Below are 20,688 nucleotides of genomic sequence, written 5' to 3' on the forward strand. Positions count from 1 at the left end.
CCTTCTCTCAGCAGCATCCGTGCCAGAAAAATAAGATCAATGGAATCAATAGCTTGGAAAGAAGACGGCGCTGGCGTGCTGAGAAATGACAAAAACGCCGACATTTGCGGAACTTCCACTCAGCCATAGCGGTCGAACCTGTACCCCTCACTCAAAGCAAGGAGCCAACGTGCAGCCATTCGACGACACCATCATTTCCTTTGAAGCAGCCGGCAGTCTGCGGGACCTGGTCATTCGCGAAGCCCCAGAAGGCGCAACCAGCACCCACCCGATCGATACGCAGGTCTTCCATATCCGGATGGCCAGCACCGAAGGCCGGCGCGAGGCCGCCAGCCTGCTACTGAGGAAGATGTACGGTTGGCGTGGCTACGATGTCGAAGCCGATTCGAGCCACGTCATGAACCGCATCACACTGTATGCGGAAACCGGCGGCCATACCGTCGGCACCATGTCCCTGTGCCTGGACGATCCGGAACTGGGCCTGCCGGCGGATGAAAACTACCGCGACAAGCTGGACGAGCTGCGCGCCCAGGGCCGCCGCCTGTGTGAACCGTCCCGGCTGGCCATCGACAAGGACGTGACCAAGCGGGTGTTCGCCGCACTGATCCATATTTCCTATATCTACGCGCACAATATCCATGGGTATACGGACTATGTGATCGAGGTGAACCCGCGCCACGTGGCCTTCTACAAGCGCATGCTGGGCTTCGTGGACTTCGGCGGCCAGCGCAACTGCTCGCGGGTCAATGCCCCGGCCGTGCTGCTGCGCCTCGACCTCAGCTATATGGGCGAGCAGATCCGCAAGTTCGGCGGCCACCCGGACCAGCAGGGCAGCGAACGCTCCTTTTATCCCTATTTCTTTCCGCTGAGGGATGAGCCCGGTATTACGACGCGCCTGGTGCAGGGGCGGGACTGATGGCGGCGCTCGATGCCCTGCAGGCCTGGCGGGCGCTGCTCGGGGAACAGCGCGTGCTGAATGACCCTGCCACCCTGCATGCCTACGCGGCCAGCACCTCCTCGTGCAGCACGCGGCCGCTGGCCGTGATCCGGCCGCACAGCACGGCCGAGGTGCAGCAGGCGGTGCGCATTGCTGCCGAGCACAGCCTGCCCTTGTACCCGCTGAGCACCGGCCGCAACTGGGGCTATGGCGACGCCTGCGCGCCCACCGACGGCCAGGTGATCATGGACCTGGGCGGCATGAACCGCATCCGCGAGGCCGATGGCGAACTGGCCTATGTGGTCATCGAACCCGGCGTGACGCAGAGGCAGCTGTCGGATTTTTTACGCGACCAGCAACTGCCGCTATGGATGGACAGCACCGGCGCCGGGCCGGATACCAGCCTGATGGGCAATATCCTGGAACGCGGCTTCGGCCACTCGCCGTATGGCAACCGCTTCCAGAATGTGGCGGGGATGGAAGTGGTGCTGGCGAACGGGGAACTGCTGCAGACGGGCTTCGGCCACTTTCCGGGTGCGGCCAACCAGCGCGTGTTTCCCTACGGGATAGGGCCTTATATCGACGGCATCTTCACGCAGTCGAATATGGGCATCGTCACCGCGGCGGGCCTGTGGCTGATGCCGAAAACGGCCGCGCTCAGCCATTTCCTGTGCAGCGTGGCCGAGCACGCGGCCATCGCGCCCGTCATCGATGCGCTGCGCCCGCTGCGGCTGGATGGCACCCTGCGCAGCATCCTGCATATCGGCAACGACCTGCGCGTGCTGTCCGGCGGCACCGTCTACCCGCGCGAGCGGGCGGGCGGCGCGCTGCCGCTGCCCGATGCGCTGCGGCGCGAGATGCGTGCCGCAGCCGGCATTGGGGCCTGGACCGTCTCCGGCGCCCTGTACGGCAATGCCGCCCAGATTGCCGCCGCGCGCTCGGCCTTGCGCAAGGCGCTGGCGCCCACCGCCGCCAAAGTCCGTTTCATCGACGAACGCAAGCTCGATATCGCCGACCGCATTGCGGGCCTGCTGGGCGGCAGCGCGGCGGGGCGGCGCCTGAAAGCGAATGTGCAGCTGGGGCGTTCGCTGCTCGACATGAACCGCGGCATTCCGAACGGGCGCTTCCTGGCCGGCGCCTACTGGCGGCGGCGCGCGGGGCTGCCGCCGGACTTTCCCGAGCATGCCAATCCGGCCCGCGACAACTGCGGCATGCTGTGGGTGTCGCCGATCTTGCCGATGCGCGGCGCCGACCTGCTGCGCCTGCACGCGCTGGCCGAGCCCATCTTCCACGAGCACGGCTTCGACCTGTTCGTCACCTTTAGCATGATCAACGAACGTGCGCTGGGCGGAGTGCTGACCGTGGCCTACGACAAGGAGGATGAGGCGGAAACGCAGCGCGCCCGGCACTGCTACCGGGCGCTGTTCGATGCGGTGATGCAGGCCGGCTACATTCCCTACCGCGTGGGCCTGCAGTCGATGCCGGACCTGGATAATGGCGACGACAGCTACTGGCGCGTGGTCGGCCGCATCAAAGGCGCGCTCGACCCGCAGGGCCTGCTGGCGCCGGGCCGCTATTCGGCGCGAGGCGGGGGCCGCGGCTAGAGCGTGGCCAGCAGGGCGCGCACCTCGTCCTGCCGCTTGAAGTCCTGTTGTGCCAGCAGCTGCTGGCACTGCTCGCGTGCGCCCTTGCGGTCGCCGGTTTTCGCCAGCGCCTGCGCCAGCCGCAGCCGGATATCCCCGGCGGCAGGCGCCTGCACGATGGCCTTGCGCAGCAGCGGCAGCGCCTTCGCGGCGTCGCCCTTGAGCAGCAGTACGGCGGCCAGCGTGTCGGCCACGGCCGGATTGGCGGGCGCCAGCTTGTAAGCGCGTTCGGCATGCGCCTGGGCCCGCTCGTCCTTCAGCTGCACATAGCACCAGGCCAGGTCGTTGAGGGCGATCACATTGTCCGGATCGCGCCGCACGATCTCCGCGTACTGCTCGCTCGCTTCACCCACAATGCCTGCCACCAGCAGGGCGCTGGCGAAGTAGGTGCGGGTGGGCAGGTCGGCCGCGTGCTGGTCCAGCCATTGGCGCATGCCTTTGGTTGCGGCCTCCTTGTCGCCGCTGGCGAACCGGGCGCGGTGCAGGGCAATCGCCATCGGGCCGGATGGCGCCAGGCCCATGGCATGCTGGTAGCGCTGCACGGCTTCCAGTGCCTTGCCCTGTACCAGCAGCACATCGCCTTCCAGCTTCGCCCCCAGGGCCTCGCTGCCCGGCCGCTTCTCCAACGACTGCGCCAGCGCCGCAGCCTCGCCGAAGGACTTCTGCTCGATCAGCACGCTGCTCAGCAGGATCGCCGCCTCGCCGTGCCCGGGTTCTGCGCGCAGGGCCTTGCGCAGCGCTGCCGCCGCCTCCGTCAGCTTGTGCTGGTTCAGGTACAGGGTGGCCATGCGGAAGGAGGCCGTTGCCGAGTGGCCCGGGAATGCGGCCAGCTTGCTGTAGCTGTCCAGCGCCGACTCCACCTTGCCGTTGTCGGCCTCGGCCTGCGCGAGGAGCGCCAGCGCCTCGGCGCTGGCCGGATTGGTGGCGTGCAGCTTCTGCGCCAGCGTCAGCGCCTTCAGCTTGTCGCCGGTGCGCAGGTGGTAGTTGGCCAGCAGCACGGCAGGCGGCACCGCGTCCGGCTGGGCCTGCACGGCGCGTTCCAGCCACTGCACGGCCACTGCAGGCTTGCCTTCGGCCGTTGCGATGCGGGCGAGCGCCGTCATCAGCGCGCCGTTGGCCGGATCGCGGCCCAGGGCCGCCTCATAGCGCTTGCGCGCCTGTTCCGGTTTTTTCTCCAGCATGTCGAGCTGGGCCAGGTTGTCGAGGGCGGGGATATGCAGCGGGTCCAGCGCCAGCGCGCGGGCAAAGCCGGCGCGCGCGCCGTCCAGGTCGCCGCTCGCGAGCAGCACGCCGGCGCGCAGGTTCTGCAGCATGGCATTGTCGCCGTGGGCGATCATGGCATCCACCGTGGCCAGCGCCTTCGGGAACTCCTTGCCGCGCATCTGCGTCAATACCAGCAGCACCCCGGCGCGCGATGCGCCGCCATCCGCCGAGCCGGCCTGTTCCAGTTCGGCGATCGCGCGCGGCGTCTCGCCCAGGCCGAGGCGGCTCATGCCGTGCGCCAGGCGCAGCGAAGGCGATGCAGGCTTGAGCTCGCTGGCTTTCTGGAAGTAGTCGGCCGCCTTGTTGAACTGGCGCTTGCGCATCTGGATCTCGCCCGCCGCCGCCAGCAGCTCGATATCCTCGGGCGCCGCCTGCAGCAGCTTCTGCACCAGCTGGTCCGCTTCGTCCACCTTATTGTTGCGCAGGACGGCGGCGGTCAGCAGCTTGCCGGCGTAGACATGGCCAGGATGGGCCTCGATGAATTTGCGCAGATGGCCTTCCGCCGTGGTCAGCGAACCGATGGCCAGGTCCACCGCGCCGGCCAGCAGCACGCTGGGCATATGGTCGGGCGCGGCCTTGAGCACCTGCTGCAGCTGCTCCTGCGCCGGTTTCAGGCGGCCCTGGCGGAAGTCCAGCAGGCTTTGCGCGTAATAGACCAGCAGCGAGCCGGACTGGATGGCGCGGGCCAGCGCGATGCGCGCCTTGGCGTCTTCGTAGTTGCCGGCCTGCGTCAGCAGGTTGGCAATATCGATATGGGCCTGCACATTGTTCGGGAACTGCTTCAGGATCTCCTCGTAGCTGGCACGGGCGGCGTCCGGCTGGCCTTGCGCGCGCTGCAGGTCGCCTTTCAGGCGCAATGCGTCCACGTCCTTCGGACTGCGCTGGATCGCCACTTCCAGCAGCTGCAGCGCGCGTTCGGGCTGCTCCTGCGCCAGCGCCACGCGGGCCAGGCCCAGCTGCGCCTCGGCGCTGCCCGGCTGCAGGGCCAGCGCCGCCTCGAACTGGCGGGCGGCCTCGGCAAAGCTTTTCAACCCCAGCAAGGCGTGGCCGCGCAGCGACAGCGCGTCGGCATTGCCGCTGTCGGTGGCCAGCTCGTCCAGCACACGCTGGTACTGGCCCTGCAGCAGCATGGCCTTGCCCAGTGGCATCAGCAGCTCGGCGGGCCGCATGCCCAGGTCCCGGGCACGCCGCAGCTCCTTCTCTGCCGCCAGCACGTCGCCGCTCTCCAGGTAGACTTCGCCCAGCAGGCGGCGCGCGGCCGCATCCTTGGGCTGCTGCTGGACGGCGTTTTTCAGCTGGATGATGGCGGCGCGGTGGTCGCCCTGGGCGCGGAAGCGGCGCGCATCGGCCAGCAGGCTATCGGCAGGCGCCTCGCGGTGGCAGGCGGACAGGGCAAGCAGCAGCGGCAGGGCGGGAAGGATGGTGCGGAAGGACATGGCAATCTCCGTGGCGGGCGAAACTGCCAGCGTAGGAAAATCACCGGAGGAGGCTGTTGATCGGCCTCAACAGAAGGGAAAAAGCCGGTCCGCCGCACAGCGCAGACCGGCAAGCGGGAGACATCAGGCGGACCGGGAAAGGCCTTCGATGGCATGGGCCACGCCGGCGCCATAGGCCGGATCGCAGCGCGTGCAATGTTCGATATGGCGGGCCTTCACCTGGGCCGAAGCGCCGTGGATGGCGCGCGCCGTGTTCTCGAACAGCACGGCCTGCTGGGCTGGCGTCATCAGCTGGAACAGCAGGCGCGGCTGGGTGAAGTAGTCATCGTCGGTCCGATGGTTCCAGTGATCCGCCGCGCCTTCCAGCGCCAGCGGCGGCTCGCGGAAGTCCGGCTGCTCCTGCCACTCGCCATGGCTGTTCGGCTCGTATGGCGTGGCGCCGCCCATATTGCCGTCCACCCGCATCTGGCCGTCGCGGTGATAGCTGTGCACCGGGCACCTCGGCGCATTCACCGGAATGTGCGCGTGGTTCACGCCGAGCCGGTAGCGCTGCGCGTCGCCATAGGAGAACAGGCGGCCCTGCAGCATCTTGTCCGGCGAGAAGCCGATGCCGGGCACCACATTGGCCGGATTGAAGGCGGCCTGTTCCACTTCGGCGAAATGGTTGTCCGGATTGCGGTTCAGCTCCAGCACGCCCACTTCGATCAGCGGATAGTCCTTGTGCAGCCAGACCTTGGTCAGGTCGAAGGGATTGTAGGGGCAGGCGGCCGCTTCCTTCTCGGGCATGACCTGCACATACAGCGTCCAGCGCGGGAAATCCTTGTTCTCGATGCTGTCGTAGAGGTCGCGCAGATGCGTCTCGCGGTCGCGTCCGATCTGTTCGCCGGCCTCGGCATCGCTCCAGTTCTGGATGCCCTGCTGGGTCTTCAGCGTAAACTTGACCCAGAAGCGCTCATTGCCCGCGTTCAGGAAGCTGAAGGTATGGCTGCCGAAGCCGTGCATGTGGCGGTAGCTCTTCGGAATGCCGCGGTCGCTCATCACGACGGTAATCTGGTGCAAGGCTTCCGGCAGCGAGGTCCAGAAATCCCAGTTGCTGTCTGCGCTGCGCAGGCCGCTGCGCGGGTCGCGCTTGATGGCATGGTTCAGGTCCGGGAATTTCAGCGGATCGCGCAGGAAGAACACCGGCGTGTTATTGCCCACCAGGTCCCAGTTGCCTTCCTCCGTATAGAACTTCATGGCGAAGCCGCGGATATCGCGCTCCGCATCCGCCGCGCCGCGTTCGCCCGCCACCGTGGAAAAGCGCACGAACAGGCTGGTCTGCTTGCCGATGGCGGAGAAGATCTTCGCCTTCGTATAGCGGGTGATATCGTGCGTCACGGTGAAGGTGCCGTAAGCGCCGGCGCCCTTGGCATGCATGCGGCGCTCGGGAATCACTTCGCGGTCGAAATGGGCCAGCTTCTCCAGGAACCAGACGTCCTGCAACAGGGCCGGGCCGCGCGGACCAGCGGTGGCCGTGTTCTGGTTGTCCGGTACCGGCGCGCCGGCCGCGGTGGTGAGCTTGTTCATGGCTTATTGCAGCGCGTTGCTGTGGAAGGCGGGGCGGTTGTGCAGGGCGCCGCTGATGCGCTGCCCGGGGCCGATCAGGCCGCGCTGGGTGGCCACCACGACGGCATGGGTGCGTGCCGTGGCATCCAGCTTGCTCATCAGGCCTTTGACGTGGGTCTTGACGGTGCCGACCCCAATGCCCAGCTCGCGCGCAATCGACTTGTTGCAGCAGCCTTTGGCCAGCAGCTGCAGCACATCCGTTTCGCGGCCGGTCAGGGTTTCGCGGCTCAGGCTGTCGGCCACGCAGCGGGTCACGGACTCGCTCAGGTAGCGCATGCCCTGCATCAGCGAACGCACGGCCTTCACCAGCTCTTCGGGCTGGCAGTTCTGCAGCAGGTAGCCATGCACGCCGCTGTCCATCGCCATCCGCACTTCCCATTCCTTGTCGAGCTGGGTGACGATCAGTACCCGGGGCGCCGGGCCGAAGCGGTCCTGCGGGCCCTGGCGCGCGGCGGCGATGCCGGCCTCGTAGTCGGCCACGATGACCTGGGCGCCGTGCTGGCCGGCGCCGGTGCTGATCTGGAACTCCGCCGCTTCGGCGAGGATGGTGCGCAGACCGGCCGTCATCACGGCGTCCGCATGCATGATATGGACCCTGGCTTGACTCGCTTGCATGATTGAATCTCCTGAATGTTCGGCAGCAGCGGGGATGCTGTTGCTTCTCACACATTCATGATGGATGGGCAAGTGAGGGTTATCAAGTTAAGCGATGTTAATTCCGGTAAACGAGGCTGCTAACGCTCCCAGGGCGGCACATCCTTGAAGGCGTCGGCGAGGAAATCGATCATCACGCGCACCCTGGCGCTGAGGTGGCGCCGGCTGGGGTAGACGGCCAGCACGTCGATGTCCGGCAGGCTCCAGCCCGGCATCAGCCGCACCAGGCGGCCGGCACGCAGGTCTTCCCCTACCAGGAAGGTCGGCTGCCAGATGACGCCCATGCCGGCCAGGGCGGCGGCGCGCGCGGTGTCGCCGTTATTGGTCTGCATCACGGCCTGTACCTTGACGTGCTGTGGTTTTCCAGCCGCATCCAGGAATGGCCATTCGTCGGCCATGCCGTTATTGGCATACACGATGCATCGGTGCCGCGCCAGGTCGGCGGGCGCAAGCGGCGTGCCGTGGCGGCGCAGGTAGTCCGGCGCCGCGCACACCACATTGCGGGCCGCGCCAAGCTTGCGCGCCACATTGCCGGCCGCGCCGGCGCGCGAGATGCGGATCGCCATGTCGAAGCCTTCTTCGACGATATCGACCACGCGGTCCACCAGGGAAATCTCCAGCTTGACGTCCGGATAGCGCTGCGCGAACTGCGGCCATAGCGGCGCCAGGTGCAGCACGCCGAAGCTGAGCGGGGCATTGATGCGCAGTGTGCCGTGCGGCTGCAGCGCGGCCGAGGACACGATGGCCTCCGCCTCCTGCACGTCCTCCAGGATGCTGCGGGCGCGCTCGAACAGCGCTTCGCCGCTGGGGGTGAGCGACATCTTGCGCGAGCTGCGGTTCAGCAGGCGCGTGTTGAGATGCGCCTCAAGGTCGCTGATGTAGCGGGTAACGTTGGCGGGGGAGGTGTCCAGCGCTTCGGCGGCGCGCGCAAAGCCTTCCTTGCGCACCACCTCGACGAAGACCTCCAGGGCTCGCAGGCGGTCCATGCGGTGCGGGAGGGGGATTTACTTGGCGGCGTCCTGCGTGCCGCGCATGGAGACCAGCAGCAGGCCGGATTTTTCGCGCAGGCTGCGCACAGCAGGCTGGCGCACCATCTCGGCCAGCTGGAAAGCGGATTCGGAATCGCCGCCCTTGGCCGCCTCTTCGAACAGGCGCAGGGCTTCGTCGCGGCGGGTATTCTTGCTCTGGTAGAGCATGCCGAGTTCGCGTTTGGCGACCACGGAACCCTGGTCGGCCCATTCGCGCAGGCGGCGCTCGGCGGCCGCACCGCCGTTTTCATTCAGTTTCTGGGCCACGGCTTCAATGACGGGGGCCGGCGGCACCGCATCTTCCTTGGCCTGGCAGGCTATCAAGGCGCCCACCATCACGAGTACCGACGCCACCAGAACGCCGGACTTGTTAAATAATTCCATATTCTTCTTCTTTACCTTAGTTAAACCTGCGAACCGCGGTTCTGCGAATAAACTTGATAACAAGCTAATATTCGCCCTGGCAAGGCATGTACATTTCGTTATTCTATGCAATTCGCATAAAACGCGCCGCACAATTTCGCTGCGCTGCACGATAAATTGCAAGACGTTGGGATCTTAACATGTTGATTTTGCGCCAAACAGGACAAAATCACACGTGCGGGGTAACAATTGTAACCATTCGTTAGAACGGCAGAGTCAGCGCCGGCTGGACCTTCCCGCATGCTGGTCGAGCCAAGCCCCGGCCTGCTCCAGCACCTGTTCCAGCTCCATTTCGACACGGGAAAACAACAGCGGTATTTCCAGCACCTCGCTGCCGCTGAGGGTGAGCTCCAGGGACATGCAGGCGGCCGCCAGGCGCTGGGCGCCGAAGGGGCTGAGGCTGTGGCGCAGCTGCTGCACCAGGTGCCGCGCCTCGCCCAGGCGGCCTTCATGCACGGCGGCGGCGGCGGCATTGAGCGGTTCCACGCCGGGGCTGATGCCGTCCCGCACCATTTTGATGGTGCGCCCCAGCGCCTGCTCATCATTTCCCAGTTCTTCCAGCAGGGCGTCGGCGCTGAAAACGGCCTCCTGCGGCGAATGCGCATACGCGGTCATGGCGGGCTCCTATTCATTGAATGCCCAATAGCGGCCCTGGGGGCCGTCGACTGCGTGCAGGCCGAAGCGCTGGGCGGCGCGGGTGTGCTGGCTGATCAGGTAGAACATGTCGGACAGGGCGCTGCGCCCCGTGGCGTAGTAGGAGTGGCCGATGAAACTGGTGTCTACCGTGCTGGCGTCGATGGTTTCGATGCCGGGCACCACCACCAGGCCGTCGCCGCTGTCGCCGGCGCGCGGGTAGCCGTGCATGCGCTGCGACATTTCCAGTGCTTCGTCATCGGAGGAGGCGTACAGGGTGGCCGGGGTGCCCGCCCGGGTCAGGGCCGGCGCGATATCGCGCCGGAACACATCGGCATCGATATCGGGCGCGGTCAGGATGATTTCGCGCAGCCGTTTCGCCAGCTCGGGGCGGCTGGCAATCACGCTGGCCGCCGCCCGGCTCATGGCGCGGTTGCCCATGCTGTGCGCCAGCAGGTAGACGTCTTCCGCCTCCGTTTTTTCCAGCACATCGGCCAGGAACTCGCTCAGCCTGGCCTGGCTCCATTCGATATTGCTTTCATCCGCCATATAGCCGGACAGCTTGCCCTGTGAAGGCCAGCTGTAGAACAATGGCGCGCCCTGGAAACCGAGGTCGTAGGCCAGCTGGCCGGTGCGGCGGGCGGCGTCCTCGAAGCTCACGCGATAGCCGTGCACAAAGACCAGCGCACTGCGCCTGGCCGATTTGGCGATGGCGCCGGCGAGGGCGGAAAAATAGCTGTCACGCTCCTGCAGCGTGGTCTGCATCAGCACCACATGCCGGTCCGGATTATCGCGGAATTCCAGGCGCAGCAGCGAAGGGGATTCCAGCTCGCCCATGCGGTGCTCGCGCGGAATGCTGACCTGGCAGCTGCCATAGCTGAGCGGTCCGCGTCCCGTACCGAACTGGCGCGCAGGGTGGCGGTCGCCGGTCTGCTGGCGGTCGGTGGCGAACCAGACCTCCATCACGGCGTGGTTGGCGCCGGGCGCCATGGCGGCCTGGGCGGCCAGGGTGTCGATCTGGCTGGAGCGGCGTTTCTCTACTTCATCGATGAGATTGCGGGCTGCGGCCCGCAGGTAGCGGTCGCCGGCCAGGCCTGCGCTGGCCAGTGCATCGGACAGGGCAAAACGGCGCGAGACCGAACCGGGATCCTGCTCCAGGTCGGCAATTGCTTCTTCCACGGCCGGCGCGCGCGCCGCCAGCCGCGATTTGAGCATCTGGTATGCAGCGCTTTTGGCGCCTTCCGAAATTGCTGCGGTCAGTGCAGAGGTAATGACATCCATGCGGGCTCACTCCGGGCTGCGGTTTGACGTATCTCACCACAGCCACCGTTGCAAGTCCAGTCAGAACTCAATAGTGCCGGACACAGCCAGAGTGCGCGGCGCACCCAGCACCAGGTAGCCCGAACCGGGATAACCGCCGGCCGAGGCCCAGTAGTTTTTACCCAGTGCATTATCGAGGCGGGCGCGCAGGGTCAGCGTCTGGTTGCCGACCTGCGTGATGTAGCGCGCACCGAGGTCAAGGCGGGTCCAGCCCGGCACCTGCTGCAGGTTGGCGCCATCCGCGAACTGACTGGCGGTCGCGCTGACGCGGCCGTTCAGGGCGAGGCCGCGCACACCCGGCACATCCCAGTCGGCGTTCAGGTTGAGCTGCTTGTCCGGCACGCCGATCACATCCTTGCCCTGGTTGATGCCGCCCGCCGTGCGGCGCTGTTCGGCGTCGAGGAAGGTCAGGCCGCCCAGCAAGCGCAGGCCGCGCAGCGGCTGGCCGAAGACAGACAGTTCCACGCCGCGGTTGCGCTGCTCGCCGAATACGCCGAAGCGGTTATTCTCCACATAGGCCGAAGGCTGCCCCGTAACGAAGGCGGCGGCACTGAAGCCCACCGTACCTGCGTCATACTTCACGCCTGCTTCCTTCTGGCGCGAGACGTAGGGCGCAAAGGTTTCGCCCACATTGATCACGCCGGTGCCCGAGGCCACCGCGCCTTTTTGCAGGCCCTCGCTGTAATTGGCGTACAGCGACAGCTGCTTGCCTGCCTTGTACACGATGGCGGCCACCGGCGTGTTGCGGCTGGCTTCGTAGTACGAGGTTTCAGCGCCGGTGTTGTAGTCGTAGGCGCTGTCCTTGATGCGCTGGTGGCGCAGGCCCAGGGTCAGCAGTACGCGCTCGTCCAGCATGGCCAGCGTGTCGGCCACGGCGAAACTCGACAGGATGGTCTTGCCCACGGTCAGCGGCGCATCCAGCTTGCCGCCGGTAAAGAAGGTGGTAGGCGGGGCGGCCACATCGCGCGGCGTATAGATATTGGTGGCGAAGCCGGTGAAGAAGTCGCTCATCGCATAGGCATTGCGCTCCTCGCGCGAGAAACCGGATGCGGTGGCGCTCAGCGTATGGCCGATGCCGCCGGTGCGCAGTTTGCCGCGCAGGCCGGCCTCGCCGGTGCGTACCGTGTCCTTGCGCTCGTTGTCGAAGCGGTACATGGTGGCGGCGCCGTTCGCGCCGTTCACGGTGGGCGCCGCCAGCACGTTCGATTCGCGGCCGGAGCGGGCGCCGAAGGCGGCCCAGGCCACGCTGTCCTGGCCGAGGTCCCATTCGCCGCGCAGGGTGCCGAAGGTATCGCGCTCGTTCGAGTGCGTCCAGTTCTGCGCCCAGTTGCTTTCCGCATCCGGGGCAGCCGGTACCGGGACGCCTGCGCCCACCGTTACGCTGGGGCGCACATTGCTCAGCTGGTGATCCTGGTAGCCGATATCGGCCGACAGGCGGTAGTTGCCGCCATTGAAATCGAGGCCGATGGAGGCCAGGCTCAGTTCGCGCTGTTCGCGGTCGACGGCCGTGCCGCCATCGCGGCGCACCGCGTTGACGCGGATGCCGGCACGGTTATCCGGCCCGAAGCGGCGCCCCACATCGGCCGCCACGTACTTCTGGCCGCCGGTTTCGAAGCCCACGGTGGCCGAGGTGAGCGGGGTGTTGCTCGCGCGCTTAGGCAGCAGGTTGATGGAGCCGCCGATGCCGCCGCCGCCCGGCGCCGCGCCATTCAGGAAGGAATTGGCGCCGCGGAACACTTCCACGCGCTCCAGCAGCTCGGTGGCCACGAACTGGCGGGGCAGCAGGCCGAACAGGCCGTTGTAGGCCAGGTCATCCGAATTGACGGCGAAGCCGCGTATCACATACAGCTCCTGGTAATTGCCGAAGCCGCGCGCCACGCGCACCGCCGGATCGTTCTGCAGCACATCGGCCACGCTGTGCGACTGCTGGTCCTGGATCAGCTGCTGGGTGTAATTGGTGGTGTTGAAGGGGGTATCCATCACGTCCACATTGCCCAGCAGGCCGAGGCGGCCGCCGCGCGCCACCTGGCCGCCCGAATATGCCTTGCTGAGGCCTTCGGCCGAGGCGTCGGCGGAGGCGCTGATGGTGACGGTCGGCATGGCCTGTTCGGATTGCGCTGCGGCGGAGCCTGCGATCAGCGCGAGAACGGCGAGGGCGAGGGGATGGAGCTTGAAACGTGGTGCGGTCATGGACGAATTTGTTGTCGGTAAATGGAAACGATTCTCATTATACTGGTAAATGAGAATCGTTTCTATTATGATGATGGTTTTCCGCCTTCCTTCATCCCATGTCGCCAGTCGCCATCCGCCGCTGGGCCTGGCTCCACAAGTGGAGCAGCCTGGTTTGCACCGTTTTCATGCTCCTGCTTTGCATCACGGGGCTGCCGCTGATCTATCACCACGAGATCGGCCACCTGCTGGGCAATGAGGCGGAGCCGGCCAAAGTGGCGGCGGGCACGCCGCATGCCGGCGTGGACCGGATCATCGCCGCCGGCAAGGCCCTGTACCCGGACAAGGTCATGATGTTCATGTCGCAGGAGGATGATGAACCCAATATCTGGAACCTGACCCTGGGCGACCACCCGAACGACGACAGGAATTACGTGCCGCTGGCCATTGACGCCCGCACCACGGAAGTGCTCAAGGTGCATGACTTCGAGAATTCCTTTATCGGCGTGATGTTCCACCTGCACGTGGACCTGTATGCCGGGCTATATGGCAAGCTGTTCCTCGGCTTCATGGGCCTGCTGCTGGTGATCGCCATCATTTCCGGCGTGGTGCTGTACTCGCCCTTCATGCGCAAGCTGGACTTCGGCACCGTGCGCCGCGAGCGGGCGCCGCGCCTGAAATGGCTGGACATCCATAACCTGCTGGGCGTGGTGACGCTGGTGTGGGCGCTGGTGGTCGGCGCCACCGGCATCATCAATACCTGGGCCGACCTGCTGGTGAAATACTGGCAGCACACCGAAGTGAGCCAGATGCTGGAGCCCTACCGCAAGTTGCCGCCCCTATCGTTAGACAAGCAGGGCTCGGTGGCCACGGCCATGAGCAACGCGCTGGCGCGGGAGCCGGGCATGAAGATCGCTTTCGTCGCTTTCCCGGGCACGCTGTATGCAAGCCCGCACCATTACGGCGTATTCCTGCGCGGCGACGAGGCGCTGACCTCGCGCCTGTACAAGCCGGTGCTGGTGGACGCCGGCACCTCGCAGGTAACAGACAGCCTTGAGCTGCCCTGGTACCTGACCGCGCTGCTGGTCTCCCAGCCGCTGCACTTCGGCGACTATGGCGGTCCGGTCATGCAGTTCCTGTGGGCGATGCTCGATATCGCCACCATCGTGGTGCTGGGCAGCGGCCTCTATCTGTGGCTGAAACGCGGCATCACCGTGCCGAAGCAGGAAGAGGAAGGCGCCGTGCAGGACGATGCCGTGCTGCCGGCCCTGGCGCGCGCCGGAGAAGCCCCGTGAGCCCGCAGTTCCGCCGCGTGTGGGGCGCACCCATCGTGCACGGCATCCTCACCACGGCCGGCCTGGTTTCGGCGCTGGTGGGGGATGGCGTGTGGGACCTGGTCTCCGCCGTCACGCTCGGCATCCCGGTCGCCACCATGGCGTGGTATAGCGCCAGGCGCAGCAACTGACAGCCGGCGCCGTGTCCCGGACGGTGCCTGACCCCAGGGTGGGACAGGGCAGGCTATTGCTGGCGGCTGGCGAATTGCTGGGCGACGGACTGCAGCGGGGCCGGGCTTGCGCTGCCGGGTGTGACTGTGTCGGGCAGCGGCATGCGCACCGGCTGGGCCGGCGAGGGCATGGCATCCCACTGCGGCGCTTCGATGCCTTCGAAGATCGTCTTGAGCTGCTGGCCCCAGGTGCTGCGGATCATCTGGAAATACTGGTTCTTTTCGTCCACCGTCACGAAGCGCGTCACGGCCAGGCTGTTGTTCTCGTAGACCAGCAGGTCCAGCGGCAAGCCTACCGAGATATTCGAGCGCAGGGTGGAGTCCATCGAGATCAGCGCACACTTGGCGGCTTCGTCCAGCGAAGTGGCCGGCGTTACCACGCGGTCGATGATGGGCTTGCCATATTTGGCCTCGCCGATCTGGAAGTAGGTATTCTCGCTGTGCGACTCGATGAAGTTGCCCGCCGAGTAGATCTGGAACAGGCGGCAGCGCTCGCCGCGCACCTGCCCCCCGAAAATGATCGACACATTGAATTCGATGCCGAAGTCGGCCAGCGCCTTGGCCTCGCGCTCATGCACCGTACGCACCGCTTCGCCCATGATGCGCGCCGCTTCGTACATATTCGGCGCGGTCCGGATCGAATGGCCGCTGCTGCCGGTGAAATCGTTCACCAGCTGGCGGATCGATTGTGAAATCGACAGATTTCCGGCCGTCATCATGACCATCATCCGGTCGCCCGGGTTTTCAAACACGTTCAGCTTGCGGAAGGTGCCGATCTGATCCACACCCGCGTTGGTGCGCGAGTCCGACAGGAAAACCAGGCCTGCATCGAGGCGCATTCCAACACAGTAAGTCATTTGGCAAAGGGGCGATCGGAAAAGCCGATTTTACACCAGCGTTTCATTGAGGAATTATCTGGACGTTGACCGACAGCGATTCATCGCCGCCGCCGTGGCGCACGCCGCGCACCGGCGCCGCCGCTTCATAGTCGCGTCCGATGGCGATGCGGCAATAGGCATCCGTCATCAGCCGCGCATGCGTGACGTCGATGCTGACCCAGCCTTCGTAATCGCGGTCGCGGACCCAGGCATCGACCCAGGCATGGCTGGCCGCATGGTCCGTATTGCCCGGATCGATGTAGCCGGACACATAGCGCGCCGGGATGCCCTGCACATGGCAGCAGGCCAGGAAAATATGCGCATGGTCCTGGCATACGCCGATGCCCATGCGCAGCGCGTCACTGGCCGTGGTGTTCACCTCGGTTGCACCGCTTTGATACTTGACCGCACCAAAGATGTGCTCGGCCAGCCGCATCAGATGCTTGGTGCGGGCGCTGCCGTCCGGCAGGCAGGCCTGGGCCAGTTCGGTGATGCCCGCGGTGGGCTGGGTCAGCCGCGTGGACACGGTGTAGACCAGCGGCGGCAGGCTGTCCTTGCCGGCGATCCGGCCCTGGGGCGGGGTAAAGGTTTCCACCATGCCGTGCGCCACGATGGCAAGGTGTTCGTGCGGCCGGCTCAGGGTCAGCATATGCGACAGGTTGCCATAGGCGTCCGTGTAGGCGCTCAGGCTGCCGGGCGCGTTCAGCTGCCAGTGCAGCACATGCTGCTGCGGCTCGGCCCGGGGCGTGAGGTGCAGCTGCTGGATCGCGTAGGCCTGCGGCGCGGAATAGCGGTATATCGTCTCGTGGCGTATCGACAATTGCATATCAGTCTTTCAGGCCGCCAGCGGCACAAGGAAGTCGCGGCTGACGCGGTTGCCCAGCTCGTAGACCCGCTGCAGGAACTGGGTCAGCGTATCGTGCAGGCCGACGCGCAGGATATCGTCGATGCGGCCAAACTGCAGTTCCGCATGCAGCCGGCCGGCCAGGCGCTCGGTTTCGGCCGACACCTCATTGCGTACTTCCCGCAAATTGCCCACCACTTCATCCATGCAGGCCAGCAGCGAGCGCGGCATGTCGGCGCGCAGCATCAGCAGTTCCGCCACCCGCTCCGGCGTGATCACGTCGCGGTAGACCTTGCGGTAGATCTCGAAGCCGGATACCGAACGCAGCAGCGCCGCCCAGTAGTAGAAATCGCGCTTGGCGCTCTCGTCGCCCTGGCCGGCGTCGCGCGCGCCGTGGAGTTTCACATCCAGGATACGCGCCGTATTGTCGGCCCGTTCCAGGAAGGTGCCGAGGCGGATGAAGTTTACCGCTTCATCGCGCAGCATGGTGCCCAGGGTCACGCCGCGCGACAGGTGGGAGCGGTACTTCACCCATTCGAAGAACTGGCTGGGATCCTGTTCCAGCTGGCGGCTGCGCAGGTGTTTCTGCAGGTCGAGCCAGGTCTGGTTCTGGATCTCCCACACCTCGGTGGTCAGGGTGCCGCGCACCGCCCGCGCATTCTCGCGCGCTTCGTTCAGACAGGCCGCGATCGAGGAGGGATTGGAGGGATCGCGCACCATGAAGTCGATCACATCCTGCGGCGCCACGGCCGCGTACTTCCGGTCATAGCTGGACTGCAGCTCGGAGATGCCCAGTATGGCGCGCCAGGCGTGCTCGGCGTCGCTGTCGGACTGCGGCAGCATGGCGGTCTGCACGTTTACATCCAGCATGCGTGCGGTGTTCTCGGCGCGCTCGGTATAGCGGGCCATCCAGAACAGGTGGTCGGCGGTACGGCTCAGCATGGCATCTCCTTAACGTTCCAGAACCCAGGTGTCCTTGGTGCCGCCCCCTTGCGAGGAATTCACCACCAGCGAGCCCTCCTGCAGCGCGACCCGGGTCAGGCCGCCCGGCACCATGGAAATCGTTTTACCCGACAGCACGAAGGGCCGCAGGTCGATATGGCGTGGCGCGACGCCGCTCTCCACGAAAGTGGGGCAGTTGGACAGGGCCAGCGTGGGCTGGGCGATGTAGCCGTCCGGCCGCGCCAGCAGGCGGGCGCGGAAGTCCTCGATCTGCTGCGTGGTCGAGGCCGGACCCACCAGCATGCCGTAGCCGCCTGCGCCGTGCACTTCCTTCACCACCAGTTCCGGCAGGTGCGCCAGCGTATAGGCCAGGTCGTCCGGCTTGCGGCACTGCCAGGTGGGCACATTGTTGAGCACCGGTTCCTCCGACAGGTAGAAGCGGATCATGTCCGGCACATAGGGATAGATCGACTTGTCGTCGGCCACGCCGGTGCCGATGGCATTGGCCAGGGTCACGCGCCCGGCGCGGTAGACTGACAGCAGGCCCGGCACGCCAAGCGAGGAGTCGGCGCGGAAGGCGAGGGGATCGAGGAAATCGTCGTCGAGGCGGCGGTAGATCACGTCCACCCGCTTCGGGCCGTGCGTGGTGCGCATATAGACCGCGTTATCGTTGACGAACAGGTCTTTGCCCTCCACCAGTTCCACGCCCATCTGCTGGGCCAGGAAGGCATGTTCGAAGTAGGCCGAGTTGTACATGCCGGGCGTCATCACCACCACCAACGGGTCGCTGACGCCCAGCGGCGCCACCGAACGCAGGTTATCGAGCAGCAGGTCGGGATAATGGTCCACCGGCGCTACCCGGTTGCGCGCGAACAGCTCGGGGAACAGCCGCATCATCATCTTGCGGTCTTCCAGCATGTAGGAAACGCCGGACGGTACCCGCAGATTGTCTTCCAGCACGTAGAACTCGCCGGCCCCGGCGCGCACGATATCCACCCCGGCAATATGGGCATAGATATCGGAGGCCACGCTGATGCCCTGCATTTCGGGCCGGTACTGGGCATTGCGGTAGATCTGCTCGGCCGGAATGACGCCGGCGCGGATGATGTTCTGCTCGTGGTAGATGTCGTGAATGAACATGTTCAGCGCCTGCACACGCTGAACGAGGCCGGCTTGCAGCTGGCGCCACTCTGCCGCCGGAATGATGCGCGGGATGATGTCGAAAGGAATCAGGCGCTCGGTCCCGGCGCCATCGCCATAGACGGCAAAGGTGATGCCGACACGGCGGAAAGTCAGGTCGGCTTCGGCCCGTTTGCGCTCGATGGTTTCCGGCGACTGCTGGTCCAGCCAGCGGCAAAACTCGCGGTAATGCTCGCGCACTCCGTCGGCCCCGTCGGCCCTCATCTCATTGTAGAACTGCACTGGCGCCCCTTTTCAACTTGGTCATCAAGTTAAAGCAGGTTTCGTGCCAGATGTGCAAGGGATAGATTTCGGGTTTTATATTAACTCTGATAATTAGTTATATTTATCGCCCTGTGATTATTGGAGAGAAACAACCGATACTTAATTAAATATGATGTATATGTCGGATACATGCAACGGAATTGCTTGTTTGAATCTTTACGAGCCAAAACATTCGCCTTTATGATCGGTAGTAAATCCCGATTCCTGTCCTATTCAAACGATCAATGTTTCAAAAGGGCGCATCATGCAAATCAGCCATGCTGAATCCAGCCTTGCCGGAAAAGACCTGGAGGGCGTGTACGGCGCCCTGAACCGGGTGCAGGCCGTCATCGAGTTCGAACTGGATGGCACCATCATCCACGCCAACGAGAACTTCCTGTCGACACTGGGCTATACGCTGGAGGAGGTGGTCGGCAAGCACCACCGCATGTTCTGCGAAGCGGCCTTTGCCAATTCGGCTGAATACCGCCATTTCTGGGACAGGCTGGGACGCGGCGAATTCGAGCAGGCCGAATACAAACGCCTGGCGAAAAACGGCCGCGAAGTATGGATCAGCGCCTCTTATAATCCTGTTTTTGATATAGATGGCAAACCGTATAAAGTTATTAAATTTGCCAACGATGTAACGGCTGAACGCCAGCGCAACGCCGAATATCAGAGCCTGGTTGCGGCAATCGGCAAGGCGCAGGCCGTGATCGAGTTCGATATGGGGGGCCATGTTTTAACGGCGAACGATAATTTCCTGGCCGTGATGGGCTATGAGCTCAGCGATATCAAGGGCGAGCACCACCGCGTGTTCTGCGAGGACGATTACGCGGCCAGCGTTGACTACCGCAAGTTCTGGCAGAAGCTGAACCGCGGCGAGTTCGATTCCGGGCGCTACAAGCGGGTCGGCAACAACGGCAAGGTGATCTGGATCCAGGCCACCTACAACCCCATCCTCGACCTGAACGGCAAGCCCTACAAGGTGGTCAAGTTCGCCAGCGACATAACCGAACAGGTGCAGCTGGAAGCGGCCGTGGCCGCCCGCGCCGCGGCCGAACGCGATAAAGTGGACCGCCTGCTGGAACAGGTGGCGCGCGCCTCGCGCGGCGACCTCACCTGCGACATCGCGGTACAGGGGGAGCAGCCGATCGACCAGCTGGCCGCCGGCGTGAAGAAAATGATCAGCGACCTGCGCGAAGTCATCGCCAAGGTGATTGTCGCCGCGGGCAAGCTGTCCGATTCCTCGCGTACCATCGCCGACCGTTCGAACACGGTGGCCGGCGGCGCACAGGCGCTGGGCGCCACGGTGGAGGAAATGAACGCCTCGGTGGACGGCCTGACGGCCTCCATCACCTCGATTGCGCGCAGCACCGAGAACGTCAACCAGCTGGCGCAGTCCACCCAGCTGGAGGCGGATTCCGGCGCCAGGGCCGTGGCCAAATCGATCGAGGCGATGGCGCTGATCAACCAGTCTTCGGAAGATATTGGCGAGATCGTCAAGGTCATCGGCGAAATCGCCAGCCAGACCAATATGCTGGCCTTCAATGCCGCCATCGAAGCGGCGCGCGCCGGCGAACATGGCCTGGGCTTCTCGGTGGTGGCCGACGAAGTGCGCAAGCTGGCCGAACGCTCCTCGCAGGCCACCAAGGAAATCTCGAAGCTGATCAATGAATCCGTCAAGCGCGTGTCGCAGGGCAGCGAGATCTCGCGCCAGGCCAGCGATGCCTTCGAGCGCATTGCAGCCGGCGTGGCCAAGACCTCGCTGGCGATTGCCGATATTTCGGCCTCGGCGGCGGAACAGTCGCTGACGGCAAAGGAAGTCAGCATCGCCATCCAGCACATCGCGGAAGAGACCGAGAAATCGGCCGGTTCCTGCGACAGCATCGCCCGCTCCACGGAAAACCTGAACCAGAGCGCCGAAGGCCTGAACCAGACCGTGTCCGGCTTCGTGGTCTGAACC

Annotated in this window: 17 protein-coding genes; 5 read left to right on the plus strand and 12 right to left on the minus strand. The window is 65.1% G+C overall.

Features of this window, described 5'->3' with window-relative positions; all coding sequences use genetic code 11:
* The first annotated feature begins 169 nt into the window (after nt 1–169).
* Nucleotides 170–916 (plus strand): N-acyl amino acid synthase FeeM domain-containing protein, encoded by a 747-nt coding sequence (locus ACJRPG_RS08680; protein WP_407999660.1) that lies wholly within the window; start codon nt 170–172, stop codon nt 914–916.
* A complete protein-coding gene (locus ACJRPG_RS08685; RefSeq protein ID WP_407999661.1) occupies nt 916–2,541 on the plus strand; it encodes an FAD-binding oxidoreductase in 1,626 nt (541 codons plus the stop codon). The genes ACJRPG_RS08680 and ACJRPG_RS08685 overlap by 1 nt, the downstream gene beginning before the upstream one ends.
* On the opposite strand, the gene prsT is transcribed toward ACJRPG_RS08685, so the two are convergent.
* From prsT to ACJRPG_RS08725, 8 genes are all read right to left on the minus strand, one after another.
* On the minus strand, nt 2,538–5,279 hold the full coding sequence (gene prsT / locus ACJRPG_RS08690) for an XrtA/PEP-CTERM system TPR-repeat protein PrsT (RefSeq protein WP_407999662.1): 2,742 nt from the start codon (nt 5,277–5,279) through the stop codon (nt 2,538–2,540). The two genes, ACJRPG_RS08685 and prsT, sit on opposite strands and share 4 nt — an antisense overlap.
* Before the next feature lie 123 nt (nt 5,280–5,402).
* Nucleotides 5,403–6,845: a catalase gene (locus ACJRPG_RS08695; protein ID WP_407999663.1), complete on the minus strand. Its 1,443-nt coding sequence runs from the start codon at nt 6,843–6,845 to the stop codon at nt 5,403–5,405.
* A gap of 3 nt (nt 6,846–6,848) precedes the next feature.
* Nucleotides 6,849–7,499, minus strand: coding sequence for a LuxR C-terminal-related transcriptional regulator (locus ACJRPG_RS08700; RefSeq protein WP_407999664.1), 651 nt, complete (start codon nt 7,497–7,499; stop codon nt 6,849–6,851).
* Nucleotides 7,500–7,618: 119 nt separating this feature from the next.
* Nucleotides 7,619–8,524, minus strand: coding sequence for a LysR family transcriptional regulator (locus ACJRPG_RS08705; RefSeq protein WP_407999665.1), 906 nt, complete (start codon nt 8,522–8,524; stop codon nt 7,619–7,621).
* 18 nt (nt 8,525–8,542) lie between these two features.
* On the minus strand, nt 8,543–8,950 hold the full coding sequence (locus ACJRPG_RS08710; RefSeq protein WP_407999666.1) for an SEL1-like repeat protein: 408 nt from the start codon (nt 8,948–8,950) through the stop codon (nt 8,543–8,545).
* A gap of 255 nt (nt 8,951–9,205) precedes the next feature.
* Complete coding sequence (locus tag ACJRPG_RS08715; protein WP_407999667.1) at nt 9,206–9,604, minus strand: hypothetical protein; 399 nt, start codon at nt 9,602–9,604, stop codon at nt 9,206–9,208.
* 9 nt (nt 9,605–9,613) lie between these two features.
* A complete protein-coding gene (locus ACJRPG_RS08720) occupies nt 9,614–10,903 on the minus strand; it encodes an alpha/beta hydrolase (RefSeq protein ID WP_407999668.1) in 1,290 nt (429 codons plus the stop codon).
* Between the two features lie 60 nt (nt 10,904–10,963).
* Complete coding sequence (locus tag ACJRPG_RS08725) at nt 10,964–13,132, minus strand: TonB-dependent receptor (RefSeq protein WP_407999669.1); 2,169 nt, start codon at nt 13,130–13,132, stop codon at nt 10,964–10,966.
* Between the two features lie 98 nt (nt 13,133–13,230).
* Here ACJRPG_RS08725 and ACJRPG_RS08730 point away from each other — a divergent pair, with 98 nt between their 5' ends.
* Entirely contained in the window at nt 13,231–14,406 is a 1,176-nt protein-coding gene (locus ACJRPG_RS08730) for a PepSY-associated TM helix domain-containing protein (protein ID WP_407999670.1), read from the plus strand.
* Complete coding sequence (locus tag ACJRPG_RS08735) at nt 14,403–14,576, plus strand: hypothetical protein (RefSeq protein ID WP_407999671.1); 174 nt, start codon at nt 14,403–14,405, stop codon at nt 14,574–14,576. The genes ACJRPG_RS08730 and ACJRPG_RS08735 overlap by 4 nt, the downstream gene beginning before the upstream one ends.
* A gap of 53 nt (nt 14,577–14,629) precedes the next feature.
* Here ACJRPG_RS08735 and ACJRPG_RS08740 read toward each other — a convergent pair whose 3' ends face one another.
* From ACJRPG_RS08740 to ACJRPG_RS08755, 4 genes are read right to left on the minus strand one after another with little or no spacing between them, the layout of a single operon-like run.
* Nucleotides 14,630–15,472: a proteasome-type protease gene (locus tag ACJRPG_RS08740; protein ID WP_407999672.1), complete on the minus strand. Its 843-nt coding sequence runs from the start codon at nt 15,470–15,472 to the stop codon at nt 14,630–14,632.
* A 43-nt stretch (nt 15,473–15,515) separates the two neighbouring features.
* Entirely contained in the window at nt 15,516–16,319 is an 804-nt protein-coding gene (locus ACJRPG_RS08745; protein WP_407999673.1) for a transglutaminase family protein, read from the minus strand.
* A 9-nt stretch (nt 16,320–16,328) separates the two neighbouring features.
* A complete protein-coding gene (locus tag ACJRPG_RS08750; protein WP_407999674.1) occupies nt 16,329–17,279 on the minus strand; it encodes an alpha-E domain-containing protein in 951 nt (316 codons plus the stop codon).
* 9 nt (nt 17,280–17,288) lie between these two features.
* On the minus strand, nt 17,289–18,683 hold the full coding sequence (locus ACJRPG_RS08755; protein WP_407999994.1) for a circularly permuted type 2 ATP-grasp protein: 1,395 nt from the start codon (nt 18,681–18,683) through the stop codon (nt 17,289–17,291).
* A gap of 304 nt (nt 18,684–18,987) precedes the next feature.
* Between ACJRPG_RS08755 and ACJRPG_RS08760 the strand changes: the two genes are divergently transcribed.
* Entirely contained in the window at nt 18,988–20,685 is a 1,698-nt protein-coding gene (locus ACJRPG_RS08760; protein WP_407999675.1) for a methyl-accepting chemotaxis protein, read from the plus strand.
* The last annotated feature ends 3 nt before the right edge of the window (nt 20,686–20,688 follow it).

It is taken from the genome of Pseudoduganella rhizocola, from assembly GCF_045984285.3.
GTDB lineage: Bacteria > Pseudomonadota > Gammaproteobacteria > Burkholderiales > Burkholderiaceae_D > Rugamonas.

Excerpts from the sequence above, each read along its gene's own strand:
- ACJRPG_RS08685 (WP_407999661.1), top strand. The coding sequence starts at position 916 with ATGGCGGCGCTCGATGCCCTGCAGGCCTGGCGGGCGCTGCTCGGGGAA.
- prsT (WP_407999662.1), bottom strand. The coding sequence starts at position 5,279 with ATGTCCTTCCGCACCATCCTTCCCGCCCTGCCGCTGCTGCTTGCCCTG.
- ACJRPG_RS08695 (WP_407999663.1), bottom strand. The coding sequence starts at position 6,845 with ATGAACAAGCTCACCACCGCGGCCGGCGCGCCGGTACCGGACAACCAG.
- ACJRPG_RS08700 (WP_407999664.1), bottom strand. The coding sequence starts at position 7,499 with ATGCAAGCGAGTCAAGCCAGGGTCCATATCATGCATGCGGACGCCGTG.
- ACJRPG_RS08705 (WP_407999665.1), bottom strand. The coding sequence starts at position 8,524 with ATGGACCGCCTGCGAGCCCTGGAGGTCTTCGTCGAGGTGGTGCGCAAG.
- ACJRPG_RS08710 (WP_407999666.1), bottom strand. The coding sequence starts at position 8,950 with ATGGAATTATTTAACAAGTCCGGCGTTCTGGTGGCGTCGGTACTCGTG.
- ACJRPG_RS08715 (WP_407999667.1), bottom strand. The coding sequence starts at position 9,604 with ATGACCGCGTATGCGCATTCGCCGCAGGAGGCCGTTTTCAGCGCCGAC.
- ACJRPG_RS08720 (WP_407999668.1), bottom strand. The coding sequence starts at position 10,903 with ATGGATGTCATTACCTCTGCACTGACCGCAGCAATTTCGGAAGGCGCC.
- ACJRPG_RS08725 (WP_407999669.1), bottom strand. The coding sequence starts at position 13,132 with ATGACCGCACCACGTTTCAAGCTCCATCCCCTCGCCCTCGCCGTTCTC.
- ACJRPG_RS08730 (WP_407999670.1), top strand. The coding sequence starts at position 13,231 with ATGTCGCCAGTCGCCATCCGCCGCTGGGCCTGGCTCCACAAGTGGAGC.
- ACJRPG_RS08740 (WP_407999672.1), bottom strand. The coding sequence starts at position 15,472 with ATGACTTACTGTGTTGGAATGCGCCTCGATGCAGGCCTGGTTTTCCTG.
- ACJRPG_RS08745 (WP_407999673.1), bottom strand. The coding sequence starts at position 16,319 with ATGCAATTGTCGATACGCCACGAGACGATATACCGCTATTCCGCGCCG.
- ACJRPG_RS08750 (WP_407999674.1), bottom strand. The coding sequence starts at position 17,279 with ATGCTGAGCCGTACCGCCGACCACCTGTTCTGGATGGCCCGCTATACC.
- ACJRPG_RS08755 (WP_407999994.1), bottom strand. The coding sequence starts at position 18,683 with ATGAGGGCCGACGGGGCCGACGGAGTGCGCGAGCATTACCGCGAGTTT.
- ACJRPG_RS08760 (WP_407999675.1), top strand. The coding sequence starts at position 18,988 with ATGCAAATCAGCCATGCTGAATCCAGCCTTGCCGGAAAAGACCTGGAG.